The organism is Algoriphagus sp. (assembly GCF_024305035.1).
Lineage (GTDB): Bacteria > Bacteroidota > Bacteroidia > Cytophagales > Cyclobacteriaceae > Algoriphagus.
Map to the genome: position 1 here is coordinate 22,310 of NZ_JAMWZB010000022.1, position 17,957 is coordinate 40,266.

The following is a 17,957-nucleotide window of genomic DNA, read 5'->3' on the forward strand; positions in this document are numbered from 1 at the left end:
TACAGAAAATCAAGTCATGGCAAAAATTTTATAGTTCGATCTCCAGAAAATTTACATGATCAGCATTCAGCTGATTTGAACAAATTGTCACTCCTGTCCCTTTTTGAGTTTTTTAAAAAAGAAGATTGGGTTATATTTCTACTTCAATTCAATAAAAAATCCTAAAAACCTATTATGAAAAAAATCAACGCGGCAATCGTGGGGACTGGTTTTATCGGTCCGGCTCACCTAGAAGCTTTGAGAAGAATTCCAACAATCGAAGTCACAAGTTTAGTGGAGGTAAATCAAGAACTTGCAGATCAAAAAGCTGCACTTTTGGGAATTGAAAATGCCTATACTTTTGAGGCTATGTTAAAAGATGAACGCATAGATGTGGTTCATATTTGTACTCCAAATTTTTTGCATTTCCGACAAGCAAAGGCAGTGTTGGAAGCAGGCAAACATGTGGTCTGTGAAAAACCTCTGGCAGTAAAAATTGATGAGGCAGAGGAACTTGTAAGGTTAGCGGCGCAAAAAGGTTTAGTCAATGCAGTTCATTTTAATCTCCGCTATTATCCCATGGTGAGACAAATGAAAACCATGCGTGAACGAGGTGAATTGGGAGAGGTTTATGCCGTAATGGGATCCTATTTACAGGATTGGCTCTTTTTGCAGACTGACTACAACTGGAGATTGGAGCCAGACAAGTCCGGAGATTCCCGGGCCATAGCAGATATTGGGTCGCATTTATTAGACATCACCGAATATGTGACTGGACTCAAAATCACTGAGGTTTTAGCAGATTTTTCCACAGTTCACAAAACCCGCCTAAAACCTTTAAAAGATATCGAAACCTACTCTGGAAAAATGCTTTCGATGGATGATTACCAGGAAGTTCCAATCAATACCGAAGATCATGCCACGGTCTTACTACGATTTGATAATGGTTCCAAAGGGTCCATTACAGTTTCTCAGGTAAATGCAGGTCGAAAAAACCGATTGAATATTGAGATTGCTGGATCAAAATCCAATTTTGAGTTCAACTCTGAGCGTCCCAATGAACTATGGATCGGTAAACGGGAAACAGCAAACAGCCAGTTGATGAAAGACCCCGCACTGGTTCATCCTGAAGCCTCAGCCTTGGTTTCTTTTCCGGGTGGACACAACGAAGGTTTTCCCGATACATCAAAACAAATGTTTAAAGAAGTTTATGCGGCAATCAGAGAAGGAAAACAACCCGAAAAGGCCAACTTCCCCACATTTGCTGATGGCTTGCGTGAGCTAATCATAGGAGAGCGAATCATCGAAAGCAACAAAAAACAAGCATGGGTAAAAATCTGACAACTTTTGGGTGCATTTGTCAGTATTTGCTCTTAGAAAACGTAATTAACCCCCTTATTTACTAAAAACAAAAACTATGAATTTTAGAAAAAGTGTATTTGCGTTAGCCCTTGCGGTAGCATCGGTTTTCGCGGCAAATGCCCAGGAAAAAGTCAGTCCAGCAAGAACAGCCACTGGGACCGCTGCTGGTTCAGAGATTACGATCAATTACTCCTCTCCTGCTGTCAAAGGCCGGGTGATATGGGGTGATTTGGTCCCCATGGGAGAAGTTTGGAGAGCGGGTGCAGATGAAGCAACCACATTTACCACCTCCAAAGCCATTAGGGTTCAAGGCGAAAAGCTACCCGCAGGAACCTACAGTTTCTTTGTGATTCCGGGTGAATATGAATCTACGTTCATTTTCAATAAGGTAGCAAAACAATGGGGAGCTTATTCTTATGATTCCAAGCAGGATGCTTTACGGGTAACCGTGCCTTCAGAGCAAACTTCCACCCTAGAGGAAAGCCTGGTCTATGAAGTCAATTCCGACAGCTTTGAAATTCGTTGGGAATATGGAAAAGCATCAGCTAAACTAGCTCCTGCTCAGTAAAATTTTACTTAACCCACCTCCTAGGCAGCCACTTTTGATCCTTCAGAAGTGGCTGTTTGTGTTTTTAAGAAAAGTCTGGTCCACCTTTTCATCATTTCGGTTAATTTTGCGTCCTGATGCAAAATTTTGATCCCAACGCTTTTGATCTTCCCGTTCAAGAAATAATTCCAGAAGTTCAGAATCACTTTTCTTCCCACCATTCGTTAATCATCCAAGCTCCTCCAGGGGCCGGAAAAAGCACGCTTTTGCCCTTGGCTTTGCTTCAAGCTCCTTGGCTCAAAGGAAAAAAAATTCTCATGCTTGAGCCCCGAAGGCTCGCCACCAAAAGCATCGCTCAGCGTATGGCAGCTATGCTGGGGGAAAAAGTGGGAAAATCCGTCGGTTTTCGTATTCGTTTTGAATCAGCCATTTCAGAAACCACTCGTCTGGAAGTCATCACCGAAGGTATTCTTACCCGAATGATGCATGCTGACAATGGGTTGGAAAACGTGGGATTGGTGATTTTTGACGAGTTTCATGAGCGAAACCTCTTCTCTGAAGTTGCACTCGCTCTAACACGGGAAATCCAGCAGATCCTCCGGCCTGATTTGCGGATCCTGTTGATGTCTGCTACCATTGATGCAGCACAACTTGCCGGTCTTTTGGACTGTCAAATCATCCAAAGTCAAGGCAGGCAGTTTCCTGTGGATGTGCATTACCTCCATGAAGTGGATGAGTATGCCATTGGTCAGGATACTGCTCGGCAGATTATCCCCTTAACTCAAAATCACCCCGGTGATTTTTTGGTTTTTCTTCCCGGACAGGGAGAGATCAGAAAGGCAGAGGAAATATTAAAGCGCGCCTTGCCCCAGGATGCCATTATTCCCCTTTATGGTCAACTTTCGCCCATGGCTCAGCAACGAGCTATTATGCCGCATCCGGATGGAAAACGAAAAATTGTACTTTCTACCGATATCGCAGAAACTTCGCTTACCATTGAAGGAATTCGAGTAGTCGTGGACTCAGGTTTTGTCAAATCCAATCGTTTTGACCCGCGTTCAGGCCTTTCCAAGTTAGTTTTGCATCGGATTAGCAAAGATTCTGCTGATCAACGAAGTGGACGTGCCGGACGTTTGAGTGCAGGTCATTCCTATCGCCTTTGGTCCAAGGCCACCCAAGCGCAACTTGCCGAATACCGGACTCCAGAGCTTTTGGAAGCTGATTTGACCGGATTGGTGTTGGATATGAAAGCTTGGGGAAAACAGGACATTCGTTCCATGACCTGGTTGACTCCACCCCCGGCGGGAACTCTGGCACTTTCAGAAAAGTTTTTGGAATCCATCGATGCGCTCCAACTGGGAAAGCTCACCGATCATGGCAAAGAAATTCATCAACTTCCAGTTCATCCCCGGATTGCACACTTGTTGATTTATTCCAAAAAGATGAATCAGCTGCCACTGGCTACCGATATAGCGGCTATTTTGGAAGAACGAGACCCGCTTTCGGCAGATCAAGGGGTAGATATCAATCTGCGAATCGATGCACTGAGACGATTTCGGGAGCGAGGCGTCAGCTTCTCCAGCATTAAAAAAATCGAAAAGGTTGCCCAGCAATACCGAAGGCTTTTTCAAATAGAAGCTGAAAATTCTCCGGTTGATCCATGGGCTACCGGATTGCTTTTGGCCTATGCTTATCCCGAACGAATTGCCGCGGCACGGCCGGGAAATAATGCGCAATTTCAACTTTCTAATGGTAAAATCGCCCAAATCGGACACAGGGATGATTTGGCGCATGAGGCATGGCTGGCCGTAGCCCATGTGGATGCACGAGAGGGAATGGGCAAAATTTGGCTGGCTTCACCGCTTAACCCCAAGGATCTAGCTCCCATGCTGAAAACCCGAGAGGTATTCGAATGGGATCGAAAAAAAGGGGGATTGATTGCCCATTCGGAAATTCGAATTGGGGCCATCATTTTGGGTATTCGCCCGTTGAAAACTTTTGATGAAAAGTTAGCCAATAAAGCCATTATTGAAGCGATCAAAGAAGATGGTGAACAACTTTTGGATTGGAATGAGGAGACGATGCAGCTGATATTTCGAGTCCAATCGTTAAATAAATGGAATTCCGATCAGTCCTGGCCCGATTGGTCGGTTCCAAAGTTATGTGAGGAAGCCGAAAAATGGCTTGAACCCTACCTCAACGGCATCACCAAAAATGAAGACCTTAAAAAATTAAACCTAAGTCAACTATTGCTCCATTCCATGGATTTTGAATTGCAAAATTCATTGGAAAAACTAGCACCCACTCGATTAACAGTTCCTTCAGGAAGTCAACTCAAAATCCACTATCAAGCAGATGGACTAACTCCCAGACTTTCAGTTAGACTACAAGAATTATTTGGCATGCTTGAAACCCCGCGGATCAATAAGGGTCAGATTTCAGTCTTGATCGAACTGCTCTCTCCAGGTTTCAAACCCGTTCAATTGACTCAGGATTTGAAGAGTTTTTGGGCTAATGGTTATTTTGAAGTGAAGAAGGAACTGAAGCGTCGCTATCCCAAACACGAGTGGCCGGAGGATCCAATTAGTGCGGAAGCTGTTCGAGGGGTAAAACCAAGGCGTCATTAATCGAGCTGATCCAAGTGGTTTAAAAACTGTAAATAAGACGAGAGCGTAATTGGAGTAATTCCCCGATGTTCCAGATGGGAAAGAAAGAAAGTTCGCAATTCACCGTAATTTTCAAAAGCAAATAACTTGGTAAGCGCAGTGGACCGAAAAACATGGTAGGTGTAATTTTGGCTTTTAAAACCTTCTTTCCTCAGGCTGTAAAATTCATGTTGAAGCGTTTGGGGGTTTGAGAATTTATCCAGCCAAGCAAACCCCTTTTTAACAAAAAAATCCTCAACACTTGGCAGCACTTCTGAAAGTGACAGCGATGGCCCCAGCTGAAATCTAGTGGGCAGGTTCTCCTCTAGGTGATGAATTGACTGAACTAAAGTCAAGGATCGATCAGCGTAATCTCGTAATGTGGGTAAAAAGGGATGGATCATTTCTTCCACCTGATCGATTCTTACTGCCAGATTATACTCCAAGTATGCCAATTTATCGTATTGGGTATAATGAATAAAAATCACTTGCCTTCCAAAACTGGTTTGCTTGTAAAAAATACCCTCTGAAGCTTGAAACAGAAACCCAAAATCTTGAAAAAAATCGAGATGGCAAGCTATGACTTCATTTTTATCCACCTGGTAAAAACTCCCAAATGCACAGAAATGTTGGAACTGATTCAGTCTTATTCAGTAAATAATTCTTTCATTTCCAAAAACATGGGTTCCACCTCAGCTTTTTTGATGGCCACACTTTCGGGCTCCTCGGGATTGTGAAGGTAATGATTCCAATGTTTTTCGGATTTTCGGATGGTCCTGGGAGAAATTTCAAATTCCACCTGATCTAAGTAGTCTTTTGCCAAGGTACTGGCTTTAAAATTCCCAAATAAATAAACCCTAAAAATATCCACAAAGCGTTGACTGAGATCAAATTCCTCCAAAATTTGGACAAAAGCCCCTTGCCGCTCTTTATTTTTCCGATCAAAAATGACCTTAAAAATCACGTCTAAGGCTTCCTCTTGCCAATGGGTTTTGGATAGCGCGCGACAGGCTAAATAGGCGATTTCCCAATCGTCTCCACGGACCCATTCGATTAAGCGGTTTTTGGCTTCTTCATCAGCTTTTAACCCTAACTTGTCGGCAAAAAGGTAGGCATCCGACTCATTGGGGTCGCACATTTTTTCGAAAAGTCGCTCAAGATCCTGATCCATGATTTTTTGGTTATTTTGCACAAATATAGGCCATAAAAATCGGCTTTGCATGAAAATCCCCAACACTCAACCCCTGAATTTAACTCAAACTCTTCAGCTCCTTGATCACCTGAAGAATCAGGGATTTGAATTCAGCTATAGATCAGGAAAGCACCAATTGGTCATTGAATCCAAAGGGATTCAGTATGGAAAATTATTCTTACCCTGGCAGTATCAATGGTCTGAAAACCAGAAGCTAGAACCCATAACAGATTTTCACTTAGCAGTGGTAGCCATCCGATCGGGTCAGGCGGTTTGCGGGTATTTTCACGGAGAAAATCTTATTAACCATAAAGTAATCCGAGCTTATATGGTTCGGAAAAAGCAGGGAAAATCTCAGATCAAACACCTTAAAACCAAGGGAAAATCACGGGCGGGTTCCCGGATTCGCTTAGAGGAAACCGAGCGGTTTTTCAATCAAATCAATGAGCGCTTAAATGAATATCATGCTGCCTACCCTATCGATCGTTGGGGAATAGCCTGCTCGAAAACACTTTGGCCTTATTTCTTTGGTTCTCAGGTGACACCTCCTGTTGACCAGCAGTCAGAAAAACTTCTACCCCTACCTGTTCATTTCAATCTGGCCTCATTTGAGGAGATTCAGCAATTGCCTCACATCCTTTTTCAATCCCATTGGCTCATTTCAAATTCTAAGGACGATTTTTTAACAGAATGGATAGGGAATGAATCTCAAAAAAAGGAATGGGATGAGGATTGGTAAAAAAAAAGCCCCGGATATCGGAGCTTTTTAGAGGTGGTTTTTTAGATGAATTATACTTCTGAATTTTGCCCGTTGGTACTGGGCATGTTATTGCTCAACATGGCCATGGTTTCATGGGCCATTTTGATATTGTATTCATAGGCTAGACTTTTATAATTGACTAAGTCCACAATCGTACCGATGAAGCAAAGCCCAAAGGTAAGAATGTAAAGAATCCCCAGACCAATTTGTCCCAAAATGAAGCGGTGCAAACCAGCAAACCCAAAGAATCCGATCAAAGTCAAGATCAATATCATTTGTGCATCTTTTCTTCTTGCGCGATAAACTTGTGCAAATAAGGAAGCCTGATCTTCATCCATGTTTTTCATTAGTCCCTGGATGTAGCCCAGTTCCATGCCTTCCAATTCCGGAAGATGTCTCAATACATTAGCCATAATTGTGTGTTGTTTTTAGGTTGCTGATTAAATTCCAAATTCGAGAAAGAATCACCAGAAAGGCCAAGAAGGCAAGTGGATGCATTTCCCAGGAGGCTTGAAACGCTCCTCGGGCCAGCAAACTCATGGCTCTTCCCAAACCACAACCGGGACACCAGTCTACACCCAGCTGATTCAATGGGCAAAGACTTAGGTGTGATTCAGACTCTGGATCAATCAGTAAAACGCCGATGAGGCTTCCTATCCAAAAGAGAAGTTCGAGTGGCAGCTTACCGATCCAGGTCTTGATTGCTTTCATGCCGGGAAAAGTACGAAAAGGATGCCAGCAGTCAAATAGTGCGAAATTTTGCTTTAAATGCCAATTCGGGTTTTAGGCCTGTTAAGTTAACGAACAAAATAATGTCCGTTTATGAACGGTCAAGGCTAGGTAAATTTATTTTCATTCGAGTTCCAAATTGTTCGAGTTGCTGATTTTCCATCATTTTTTGGATGGATTGATGGCTTTTTGAATTTCCATAAGTTTTCCAACCCGAAAATTTAAAAATCAGATTCAGGATTTCCCTGGGGATCGCTCTGGTCAGTGGAATATCCAAAGCAACTGCGACGTCTTTGCCCATAAAGAAGTAAAAAATATCATCAATTTGATTACTGAGGAGCGGCTCAGGAATCATCCGCTGATAATAATCTTTTAAAGCTGAAATTAGCCGGATACCTGCCTGTGATTTTCGAAGGTGCCTGCTACGAATTAAACGATCTAATTCAAACGCTTCTTTAGCGGTTTGGGGCCAGTACTCAGTAGAGACACCCAAAAGGGTTCCTATCCATTTCCAATAGGCCAATAACTGCTTCATTTGTTCTGAATTGATGGCTTTCCCGAGTTTGATCATTCCTCTTAAAACGATAAAACTAAAGGCCAAATTCGTCCCAATTAGGTCTTCCTGATTGATGGGCTTTCCAAAATCAGGATTCCAGTCTTTGGCAAACCGTTGAATAAAATAGCGGCTGAAAGCATGAATTAGCCTCACTTTAGCACAAGTTAAAAAAGGACTTCGATCGTTGGTAAATCCTTCCGGTTTGAAAATATCCAGCACAAAAGTCCCGGTTTCAGAAAGCCGCTGTCCGATTTGATTCACGATCCGTTCTGATCGCACCAGCACCTCTGCCCCATCCCCAAAAGCATAACAATAGGGAAGCGAATAAAACCCCAATAAACCCAGGTAAATATCTCCTTCCTTTGAAAAGAATTCCTGCCCAAATTTTAGGGTTCCCTCAGGTACATTTCCATAGCAGTGGAGGTAAAACTGAAAATAAGCCAAAAGAGCGGGCGGAAAATCCGCTGGCAAAGAATCCGGAATTTTCTCCCAATTATTGATGACTTCAATGCCCGTTTTGTACGCCAGTAAGGACAAGACCGCCTCATCTGCCAGGGGGTCCACCTGATTTCTCAACCGATTAAAGGTCGAATTTGTATAAAGCCTTAATTTATCCACAGCATTCTAACTTGCATTTTGTAATTTGGTTGCCGAAGCTTAAGATTTGTATGCAAAAGAATAGAATTACCCTTTCACTCCTTGCCTATTTTATTTCCCATTCCCTGCTTCTGGCTCAAACTACCTATGATTTGTGGACCGTTGAGGTTCAAGGAAAAGGTTCTCGGATGCAGTTGGTCAAAGGTTCTGAAAAAGCATTGACTAACCGTGCCGAATATGACAATCAACCTTCTTTCATCAATGAGAGTCAACTAGTTTTCTCAGCAGCAGATACCAATGGAAATCACGATATCATTGTTTACAATTTTAAAAACGGGAAATTCACCAATCTGAGTAAAACTTCCGATCGAAGTGAATTTTCCCCAACTATTACCGATTGCGGGCAATATATTTCTGCGGTGGTCATGGAACCAGATGGAAAACAAAGACTTTGGCTTTACCCTACCAATTTTGGAGAACCGGAGCTACTTTATGATGATATCGAGCCGGTAGGCTATTATGATTGGTATGAGAATAAAGCGGCGATGTTTGTACTGGGCCAACCCAATACATTGGTTTATGCCAAAGGAAGAAATGATTTGTTGACCTTGGATCAACATGTGGGTCGATCAATTCAAAAACGGCCAAAAACTGATCAAATCACTTATTTTGATCAGGATACAGCACTTGAATTTCCCGATGGGGATGCCTTTGAACTGAAATCGTATGATTTCGTCCAAAATGAAAATTACACCTTAGGTTTGGGCTTACCCGGATCACAAGATTTCATTTGGTTGGATAAAAAGACACTCCTGATGGCACGTGGAAATTCTTTTTACCTTCGGAAATACAATGAAAAAACCTGGGAATTGATGGGCAGTATTTCTTCAGAAACTCATCAGAATATCAGTAGAATCACGTATAGCAAAGATCAGCAGGTGCTGGTTTTTGCAATGGAAAGAAAAAACTAACCTTTATGAAACTCAAAATCTCGCTTGCCCTGCTGTTGGCAACTAGCCCCTTCTTACTTATGGCACAAATTGAAGACAAAAAGAAAATCATCGAAAAAGGAGCTGAATTAATCAAAGTCCAAGAGGGTTTTAAATTTACCGAAGGACCAGCAGTCAGTCGGGTTGGAGACGTTTATTTTACTGATCAACCCTCCAATCGAATTCATAAATGGAATGCCATCTCCAATGAAGTGACAGTTTTTAAAGAAAATGCAGGACGATCCAATGGCATGTTTTTCATGCTCGATGGGACACTCATTTCCTGTGCCGATGAACAAAATCAGCTTTGGGCTATTGATCAGAATGGAGAAGAGGAAGTGTTGGTCTCAGGTTTTAAAGGAAAAAAACTCAATGGACCTAATGACGTGTGGGTGAGGCCTAAAGGTGGCATGTACTTTACAGATCCCTTGTATCCCAGACCGTACTGGGAAGGGATTCGAAGTAAGGAATTGGAACAAGATGGGGAGCATGTCTATTTCTTATCGGAAAATCGAACGGAGCTTTTTCGAGTAGCAGAAGATCTGGAAAAGCCCAATGGCATCATCGGTACACCTGACGGTAAATACCTGTATGTAGCCGATATCGGGGCAGGGAAAACGTATAAATATGAAATCCGCGAAGATGGCTATTTGATCAATAAAGAGCTGTTCTGCCCAATGGGATCAGATGGAATGACCATTGATAATCGTGGAAATGTCTATCTGACCGGAGATGGGGTGACTGTCTTTAATTCTCGTGGGGATAAAATTGCCCATATTCCAGTACCTGCAGACTGGACAGCTAATGTGACTTTCGGGGCATTGGATCGAAAAACTTTATTCATTACGGCCATGGATGCCGTTTATACGATAAAAATGAGAACTAGAGGAGTTTGGTAAAACCAAAAAGACCGAAGTCAGAGGAAGTTCCTTTCTCAATTCTTCGGTCTTTTCGCTTCAAATGTAGCATCAACAATTTCCTCCCACTTCACAGCTTTCCCCGTCTGAGTTGGTGGAAATGTCCAAGGAGGGTGTTTTTGTCTCAAACTCAGCCCATGCTTTTGCCAGCGTTTGGTCAAAAACTTCATCCGGTTGCGCACCAGAAATTCCATATTTTCGATCTAGTACAAAAAAAGGAACTCCTTTCACTCCAATCAATCTAGATTCATAAATATCCTGATCTACAGCATCTTCATACTGGTTACCTTGAAGCATGACTTTCACTTGATCTGGCACTAAACCCACTTCATCAGCCAATTGAAGCAAGGTATCCAAATCATCTACATTTTTGCCTTCTGAAAAATACGCGCTCAACAAACGCTCCTTCATCGCTCCTGCTTTTTCCACGGTTTTTGCAAAATGAATAAGCCGGTGGGCATTTTTGGTATTGGCGACAACAGCACGCTCAAAATCAAAATGTAATCCTTGCTCCTTAGCCATTTCACTGACCTGAGATGAGATTTGGCGAGTTTGTTCCAATGACCAGCCCTTGGATTGAGAGAGATGCTCTAGGGTACTGATATCGGGATTTGTTTTTAGGTCAGGGTTAAGCTGAAAGCTCTTCCATTCGATTTCAACCTGAGATTTGTTGGGGAATTTGTCAAGGGCTTTTTCCAATTTTCGCTTTCCGATGTAACAAAAAGGACAAACTACATCGGACCAAATTTCGATTTTCATAGACTTTTGATTTACTTATGACACCAATCAGATTTTCACCAAAAGAGTTCAGCTTAATTGAAAACTAAAGAATGTCCCTCCTGCGCCATGGAAATTGATCAAAAGGCAGAAATCTGTCCCATTTGCCAATTCGAGTTCCCGAAACGTTCCCCTTGGATTACCTACCTAGCCCTTTTTTTACTCGTGGTTTGGCTAATTTCTTACATTTTGTAAATGAGATTCCAATGAATAAGCGCACATTTTTAAAAACGCTGACCGCACTGGGATTTTCTTCGAGTTCCATAATCGGGACATCCGAGGCAAAAAGTAGCGCTGAGTTGGATTTCAATTCCACCGATAGTTGGGATCAAATTCGTGCCGGCTACAAACTGAAGCCGGACTACATTAATTTGGAAAATGGCTATTACTGTTTTCTTCCGGAAGAAACGTTAGAGAAATACCTGGAAGATATCCGAAGGGTTAATTATCAGGGTTCATATTACATGCGAACCGTGCAGTGGGAAAACAAAGAAAAAAGTGCACATGCCTTGGCAAAACTAGTGGGAGCCAAACCTGAAGAAATTGCCATTACCCGCAATACCACCGAGTCATTGGATTTGATTATTTCAGGATTCCCTTGGAAAAAAGGAGACCAGGCAATCATGGCAAACCAAGATTATGGGAGCATGCTCACTATGTTTGAGTTGATTAGCAGAAGGCATGGAGTAAAGCAAGTCCGAATCGATATTCCACTTCATCCTGAAAATGACCAGGAAATTGTTTCTGTTTATGAAAATGCCATCACTGAAAAAACCAAACTGTTGATGGTTCCCCATGTCGTTAATATTACCGGACAAATCCTTCCTGTTGGTAAAATCTCAGACATGGCGCATCGCCACGGGGTCGAGGTCATGGTGGATGGCGCGCATGCGGTCGGGCATTTTCAATTTTCGATATCGGATCTCAATTGTGATTATTACGGCTCAAGTTTACATAAATGGCTGAGCGTCCCGCTGGGTGCTGGATTATTGTTTGTCAAGGAAGGAAAAGCAGATCAAATCAAACCGCTCTTAGCACCTTATGAATTAGACAAAAAGGGGATTTACAATCTCAATCATACCGGAACACATCCCGTTGCAACCGATCTTGCGGTAATGCATGCACTTGATTTTCATGAAAAAATCGGGGGAAAACGAAAAGAAGACCGACTTCGTTTTTTACAAAAATATTGGTCCGATCAACTCAGAGACCTTCCCGGAATCGTTTTAAATACCCCAAAAGATCCCAGCCGGTCCTGTGCTATTGCCAATGTTGGCATAGAGTCCAGTTCACCAGCTGATTTGGCCCAAAGATTAGTTAAAGAATACCAAATTTTCACCGTTGCCATTGATGGTGCGGGAGTAAAAGGCTGTCGGATAACTCCCAACCTATATACCCACACCACAGAACTCGATCAATTGGTTCATGCGCTTAAAATCCTTTCGGGGAATAAAAGTTGATTGATTTTTTACCAAATTTTCTTTGGTTTTAATGTATTAATGGGAATTTAAGGCTGAATTATTGATTTAACTTTAAGGAATTTCAATAATTTTTAATTTTTTGAAAAATTTTCTTGCAATTCCTTTTCAAAGGATTCAACTTTGTAGTGCAAAATGAAAAACAATAAAACCATAGCGCCAAAATTCTATTCTCAGAATGCAGTCGTCCTGTCGACAGTAGCTATGCCACTTTTTTCTCCATTGAGGAGGCAGATGTTCTTTTTCAGGGTTTGACCCTGTATGCTTTAATGTTTTCCTTCGCAGAAGACTGTTTCGAAATAATTCCCAATTTAATCAGTTTCTAATCCTACCCTTACTAGGGTAAAAATACTTTCACCATAGATGGAAGATATTTCCTTTAAAATTCTTGTTGCCAACTCCTCTCATACCTCATACGCAGAAATTATTACCGAGGAAATGGCCAATTCTGCCAAAGCCCGAGGTACGGGTATAGCCAAGCGTTCGCCTGCTTACGTGGAGACCAAAATGCAAGAAGGCAAAGCAGTGATTGCCCTCACTGAATCGGGAGAGTGGGCTGGATTTTGCTACATCGAAGCATGGGGACATGGAAAGTATGTTGCCAATTCAGGATTGATCGTGGCTCCTCAATTCCGAAAGTACGGATTGGCCAGAAAAATCAAACGTGAGATTTTCAAGCTCAGCCGACTCAAATATCCGGATTCCAAAATCTTCGGGCTCACCACTGGAGCTGCTGTCATGAAAATCAATTCCGAATTGGGTTATATCCCTGTTTCTTATTCAGACCTCACCGATGACAATGAATTCTGGAAAGGCTGCCAAAGCTGCGTGAATTTTGAAATTTTAATGGCTAAAAATAGGCAAAACTGCCTATGCACGGCCATGCTATATGATCCTCATGCCAAAAAGAAACAAATTGAAGATTTGGCTTTGCGGGAGGATTTCAAAAAAGAAATCAAGCTGTTTGACCGCTGGGTCAGACTCAAAAAATACGTCATGCTTAAATTGAATAAATCGAAAGACTCGATTTCCAGTATTTTCTTTTAACCGATAAAAACCAGTAAAGATGAAAAAAGTTGTTTTGGCCTATAGCGGCGGATTGGATACCACATTTTGTGCCTTGCACCTTTCCAAGGACTTGAATTATGAGGTTCACGCCGTTTTGGTAAATACCGGTGGATTTTCACAGCAGGAATTAAAGGAGGTAGAGAATCGGGCAATGAGTCTAGGGATTGCTTCGTTCAAAATTTTACAGGTGGTGGATACCTACTATCAGGAAGTCATTAAATTCTTGGTTTTTGGAAATGTATTGAAAAATCAAACCTATCCCCTTTCTGTTTCTGCCGAGCGGATCCTGCAAGCCAAATCACTGGCCGATTATGCCAAATCGATCGGAGCGAAAGCTGTTGCTCATGGTTCGACAGGTGCTGGAAATGATCAAGTCCGCTTCGATATGATTTTTCAGACCATCATTCCGGATATTGAAATTATAACCCCCATCCGAGACCTGAAACTTTCTCGTCAAGAAGAAATCGATTATTTGAAAAAACATGGAGTATCCATGAATTTTGAAAAAGCAGCTTATTCCATCAACAAAGGAATTTGGGGAACCTCGGTGGGAGGAAAAGAAACGCTGACTTCATCCGAATACCTACCTGAAGAAGCTTGGCCAACTCAAGTTTCAGCATCTCAGCCCACAGAACTTCAGTTGACTTTCGTTCAAGGGGAGCTGAAAGGAGTGAATGACCAAGAATTTTCAAACCCAGTTGACGCCATTTTGGAGGTGCAAAAAATTGCCGCACCGTATGGAATCGGACGGGATATTCACGTTGGAGACACCATCATCGGGATCAAGGGCCGTGTAGGATTTGAAGCTGCAGCTCCCTTGATTATCATTAAAGCCCATCAGCTTTTGGAGAAGCATACCTTGACTAAGTGGCAGTTATTCTGGAAAAACCAGCTAGCAGAATTCTATGGAAACCACCTTCATGAGGGCCATTATTTGGATCCGGTCATGCGAAACCTGGAATCTTTTATGGAAAGCACCCAGGAATTTGTTTCTGGTCAGGTGCGCGTGATGCTTCACCCCTATCGATTTAGCCTTTTAGGAATTCATTCTACCCATGATTTGATGTCCAACAAATTTGGAAGCTATGGAGAAATGAACAAAGGTTACACCGGGGAAGATGTTAAAGGGTTTACCCGAATTTTGGGAAATCAAACGGCTATTTTTCACCAAGTAAACCACAGTGACGATGCATAAAATCCGAACAGCGATCATCGGAGGCGCAGGCTATACGGGAGGAGAATTGGCTAGGCTGTTGGTTTTCCATCCTCAAGTGGAGTTGGTTTACATTCATTCCAACAGTCAAAAAGGAAAGAAAATTTGGGAAGTTCACCCGGATTTAATTGGAGATTGCGATCTTGAGTTTACCGATGAGGTGGAAACAGAGGGAATAGACGCAGTTTTTTTGGGATTACCACATGGTGAAACCAAAGGGTTTTTAACGACCAATCATTTTTCTGAGGATTGCGTGATTATTGATTTGTCTACCGATTTTCGCGATGAATCCCATGGATTTGTGTATGGGCTTCCAGAGGTCAATTCCCAAAAAATCAAAACCGCCAAGCGAATCGCCAATCCAGGTTGTTTTGCTACAGCTATTCAGCTGGGATTAGCTCCTGCGGTTGCCAAAGGCTATGTGAACGAATCCATTCATGTCACCGGAATTACAGGAAGTACAGGTGCCGGTAAAAAATTAGCAGAAACGGCTCATTTCAGCTATCGGAACAATAATCTCTCCGTATACAAGCTATTTACCCATCAGCACCTTACAGAAATCAACCAGACCTTGGTTCAACTGAAACCGAACTTTGATTCCCAAATCCTCTTTGTGCCCTATCGGGGAAATTTTCCTCGGGGAATATGGATCACCAGCTATTTTCCATTCCAGGGGGAATTGGAGGAGGCAATACAGGTTTACCAAGAATTTTATCAAGATTCACCATTCACTTGGGTTTCCACTCAGGACATAGATTTGAAACAAGTAGTCAATACCAATAAATGCGTAATCTTTCTCCAAAAGCAAGCCGGTCAACTGATCATTTATTCGGCGATTGACAATCTTTTGAAAGGGGCATCGGGACAAGCCGTCCAAAACTTTAACTTGGCTTTTGGACTGGATGAAAAGACAGGATTAAATCTTAAATCTATTGCATTTTAACCGATTCAAAAATTGAAATCGAGCATGAGGTGGACATCACACCCCGGTGGGATGATCAACCTGCAAGATTCCATCTGACCTTTAAATCAATGATAGACGCATGAAATTATTTGACGTTTACCCCCTTATTCCGGTGACCATCACCCGGGCTGAGGCTTGTACACTTTGGGATGAACAGGGAGAGAAATATTTGGATCTCTATGGAGGTCATGCGGTTATTTCGATCGGCCATACCCATCCGCATTATGTGCAACGAATCAAAGAACAATTGGATCAAATCGCTTTTTATTCCAATTCGGTTCGAATCCCCATTCAACACGCATTTGCCGCGAAGTTAGGCGAACTTTCCTGTCTTCATGATTATCAATTGTTTCTATGCAATTCGGGGGCAGAAGCAAATGAAAATGCCATCAAATTAGCCTCGTTTGCAACAGGAAAATCAGGAATGATTGCTTTTTCAGGAGCTTTTCACGGACGGACATCCGCTGCGGTAGCCCTAACGGACAATCCCAAGATCGTAGCTCCCTGTAATGCACGAACTGATTTTCATATACTTCCTTTTGGAGATTTGGAAGCAGTCGAAACTGTTTTGGAAACTCAGGAAATTGGAGGGATCATCATCGAAGGAATTCAGGGAGTCGGTGGAATTCAGGTTCCCAGTGCGGAATTTCTACTAGGATTGGAAAAATTGGCCAAACGCTATCATGCCAAGTTGATTTTGGATGAGGTTCAATCCGGATTTGGTCGAACAGGAAGATTTTTTGCCCATCAATGGGTAGATGGACTTCGGCCTGATATCATTTCCATGGCCAAAGGAATGGGCAATGGTTTTCCCATGGGAGGGATTTTGATTTGCCCGGATTTTGAGGCCAGTTATGGCTTACTGGGAACGACTTTTGGTGGAAATCACCTGGCTTGTGCCGCCGGACTGGCGGTGTTGGAAGTTTTGGAAGCTGAAAAACTTCAACAAAAAGCGGCAGAATTGGGAGATCAGTTAATCGAAGAGTTGTCAAAAATCCCTCAAATCACCCAAATTCGAGGAAAAGGTTTGATGATTGGGCTTGATTTGGACCGGGAAGCGGGACCGGTTCGAGCTGAATTGGTGAAAAAATACCATATTTTCACTGGATCCGCCTCCAAAAAGGAGACTATTCGACTTTTACCTCCCTTGTGTGTCGACTGGAATCAATTAAATTCGTTCATATCAGCATTGAAAGAAATTTTAAAGACCTAATTCTATTCTTAATCGTAGCATGAATCATTTCACCAAATTTGAAAATAAAGAACTGAGTCAAAAGCTGATTGATTTGGCATTGGCGTACAAAAAAGAGCCACGAAAAGATCAGCATAAAGGAGATGGAAAACGGATTGGCTGCATTTTTTTGAATCCCTCCCTCCGAACCCGTGTCAGTACCCAACTTGCCGCATCAAATCTTGGAGTAGAACCCATCGTCCTGAATATGGATAAAGAAGGCTGGGCCTTGGAAATGCGCGAGGGAGAAATCATGAACAAGGGAACCGTTGAACACATCAAAGATGCCGCCGCAGTTTTGGGTTCTTACTTTGATATCCTTGCCATTCGGGCTTTTCCTTCCCTCACCAACCGGGAGGAAGATATCAACGATTTTGTTTTTGGCCAATTTGTGAGGTATTCGGGTAAGCCTGTAATCAGTTTGGAGTCAGCCATACGGCATCCGCTTCAAAGTCTTGCCGACCAAATTACCATTCAAGAGTATTGTAAGAAGAATGAAAACCCGAAAGTGGTATTGACCTGGGCACCACATATCAAAGCTATTCCCCATGCAGTAGCCAACAGCTTTGCCGAATGGACACTGGGAATGGGCCATTCCCTGACGATCACCCATCCGGAAGGCTATGAACTGGACCCCCTATTTACCAAAGGGGCAACAATTGAAACCAATCAGTCCAAAGCACTTGAAGATGCGGATTTTGTGTATGTCAAAAACTGGTCATCCTTCAATGATTATGGAAAAATCCTTTCGACAGATCCCTCCTGGATGCTGACCGAGCAGAGCCTTTCTAAAGCTCCCCATGCCAAAGTGATGCACTGTCTACCGGTCAGAAGAAATCTGGAACTATCCGATGAAATTTTGGATGGAGACCGGGCCCTGGTCCAAAAACAAGCTGAAAACCGAATTTATGCAGCCCAATCCGTAATCAGTCATTTTCTTGATTCTTGATTTT

The 17,957-nt window shown here is 42.5% G+C and carries 18 protein-coding genes; 12 read left to right on the forward strand and 6 right to left on the reverse strand.

Annotated elements, in window-relative coordinates:
• Window positions 1-174 precede the first annotated feature (174 nt).
• From Q0L00_RS13335 to hrpB, 3 genes are all read left to right on the forward strand, one after another.
• On the forward strand, window positions 175-1,320 hold the full coding sequence (locus Q0L00_RS13335) for a Gfo/Idh/MocA family oxidoreductase (protein ID WP_297337378.1): 1,146 nt from the start codon (window positions 175-177) through the stop codon (window positions 1,318-1,320).
• A 76-nt stretch (window positions 1,321-1,396) separates the two neighbouring features.
• Window positions 1,397-1,909: a DUF2911 domain-containing protein gene (locus Q0L00_RS13340; protein WP_297337379.1), complete on the forward strand. Its 513-nt coding sequence runs from the start codon at window positions 1,397-1,399 to the stop codon at window positions 1,907-1,909.
• Between the two features lie 116 nt (window positions 1,910-2,025).
• A complete protein-coding gene (hrpB, locus tag Q0L00_RS13345) occupies window positions 2,026-4,515 on the forward strand; it encodes an ATP-dependent helicase HrpB (RefSeq protein ID WP_297337380.1) in 2,490 nt (829 codons plus the stop codon).
• Here the strand turns inward: hrpB and Q0L00_RS13350 are convergent.
• A complete protein-coding gene (locus Q0L00_RS13350) occupies window positions 4,512-5,132 on the reverse strand; it encodes a hypothetical protein (RefSeq protein WP_297337381.1) in 621 nt (206 codons plus the stop codon). The two genes, hrpB and Q0L00_RS13350, sit on opposite strands and share 4 nt — an antisense overlap.
• Before the next feature lie 47 nt (window positions 5,133-5,179).
• Complete coding sequence (locus Q0L00_RS13355) at window positions 5,180-5,704, reverse strand: HEAT repeat domain-containing protein (RefSeq protein WP_297337382.1); 525 nt, start codon at window positions 5,702-5,704, stop codon at window positions 5,180-5,182.
• 49 nt (window positions 5,705-5,753) lie between these two features.
• Here Q0L00_RS13355 and Q0L00_RS13360 point away from each other — a divergent pair, with 49 nt between their 5' ends.
• Complete coding sequence (locus tag Q0L00_RS13360) at window positions 5,754-6,464, forward strand: hypothetical protein (protein ID WP_297337383.1); 711 nt, start codon at window positions 5,754-5,756, stop codon at window positions 6,462-6,464.
• Window positions 6,465-6,514: 50 nt separating this feature from the next.
• On the opposite strand, the gene Q0L00_RS13365 is transcribed toward Q0L00_RS13360, so the two are convergent.
• From Q0L00_RS13365 to Q0L00_RS13375, 3 genes are all read right to left on the reverse strand, one after another.
• Window positions 6,515-6,898 (reverse strand): TM2 domain-containing protein, encoded by a 384-nt coding sequence (locus Q0L00_RS13365; RefSeq protein ID WP_297337384.1) that lies wholly within the window; start codon window positions 6,896-6,898, stop codon window positions 6,515-6,517.
• The gene (locus Q0L00_RS13370) at window positions 6,891-7,196 is read right to left on the reverse strand and encodes a DUF2752 domain-containing protein (protein ID WP_297337385.1); all 306 of its coding nucleotides are present in this window, start codon (window positions 7,194-7,196) and stop codon (window positions 6,891-6,893) included. The genes Q0L00_RS13365 and Q0L00_RS13370 overlap by 8 nt, the downstream gene beginning before the upstream one ends.
• Before the next feature lie 109 nt (window positions 7,197-7,305).
• Window positions 7,306-8,388: an oxygenase MpaB family protein gene (locus Q0L00_RS13375; RefSeq protein WP_297337386.1), complete on the reverse strand. Its 1,083-nt coding sequence runs from the start codon at window positions 8,386-8,388 to the stop codon at window positions 7,306-7,308.
• Between the two features lie 50 nt (window positions 8,389-8,438).
• Here Q0L00_RS13375 and Q0L00_RS13380 point away from each other — a divergent pair, with 50 nt between their 5' ends.
• Window positions 8,439-9,338 carry a hypothetical protein gene (locus Q0L00_RS13380; RefSeq protein WP_297337387.1) on the forward strand — a complete coding sequence of 300 codons (900 nt, stop codon included), beginning with the start codon at window positions 8,439-8,441 and terminating at the stop codon, window positions 9,336-9,338.
• A gap of 5 nt (window positions 9,339-9,343) precedes the next feature.
• The gene (locus Q0L00_RS13385) at window positions 9,344-10,255 is read left to right on the forward strand and encodes an SMP-30/gluconolactonase/LRE family protein (RefSeq protein ID WP_297337388.1); all 912 of its coding nucleotides are present in this window, start codon (window positions 9,344-9,346) and stop codon (window positions 10,253-10,255) included.
• Between the two features lie 69 nt (window positions 10,256-10,324).
• Here the strand turns inward: Q0L00_RS13385 and Q0L00_RS13390 are convergent, their stop codons facing one another.
• Window positions 10,325-11,032, reverse strand: a complete 708-nt coding sequence (locus Q0L00_RS13390; RefSeq protein WP_297337389.1) for a DsbA family oxidoreductase — start codon at window positions 11,030-11,032, stop codon at window positions 10,325-10,327.
• A 224-nt stretch (window positions 11,033-11,256) separates the two neighbouring features.
• Here Q0L00_RS13390 and Q0L00_RS13395 point away from each other — a divergent pair, with 224 nt between their 5' ends.
• The 6 genes from Q0L00_RS13395 (at window position 11,257) to Q0L00_RS13420 (ending at window position 17,953) form a co-directional block, all read left to right on the forward strand.
• Window positions 11,257-12,510 (forward strand): aminotransferase class V-fold PLP-dependent enzyme, encoded by a 1,254-nt coding sequence (locus Q0L00_RS13395; RefSeq protein ID WP_297337390.1) that lies wholly within the window; start codon window positions 11,257-11,259, stop codon window positions 12,508-12,510.
• Between the two features lie 381 nt (window positions 12,511-12,891).
• Window positions 12,892-13,575: a GNAT family N-acetyltransferase gene (locus tag Q0L00_RS13400; protein WP_297337391.1), complete on the forward strand. Its 684-nt coding sequence runs from the start codon at window positions 12,892-12,894 to the stop codon at window positions 13,573-13,575.
• Window positions 13,576-13,594: 19 nt separating this feature from the next.
• The gene (locus Q0L00_RS13405; protein ID WP_297337392.1) at window positions 13,595-14,791 is read left to right on the forward strand and encodes an argininosuccinate synthase domain-containing protein; all 1,197 of its coding nucleotides are present in this window, start codon (window positions 13,595-13,597) and stop codon (window positions 14,789-14,791) included.
• The gene (gene argC / locus Q0L00_RS13410) at window positions 14,784-15,752 is read left to right on the forward strand and encodes an N-acetyl-gamma-glutamyl-phosphate reductase (RefSeq protein ID WP_297337393.1); all 969 of its coding nucleotides are present in this window, start codon (window positions 14,784-14,786) and stop codon (window positions 15,750-15,752) included. Before Q0L00_RS13405 ends, argC begins: the two co-directional genes overlap by 8 nt.
• 100 nt (window positions 15,753-15,852) lie before the next feature.
• Window positions 15,853-16,986 carry an aminotransferase class III-fold pyridoxal phosphate-dependent enzyme gene (locus Q0L00_RS13415; RefSeq protein ID WP_297337394.1) on the forward strand — a complete coding sequence of 378 codons (1,134 nt, stop codon included), beginning with the start codon at window positions 15,853-15,855 and terminating at the stop codon, window positions 16,984-16,986.
• 19 nt (window positions 16,987-17,005) lie between these two features.
• Window positions 17,006-17,953 carry an acetylornithine carbamoyltransferase gene (locus Q0L00_RS13420; RefSeq protein ID WP_297337395.1) on the forward strand — a complete coding sequence of 316 codons (948 nt, stop codon included), beginning with the start codon at window positions 17,006-17,008 and terminating at the stop codon, window positions 17,951-17,953.
• The last annotated feature ends 4 nt before the right edge of the window (window positions 17,954-17,957 follow it).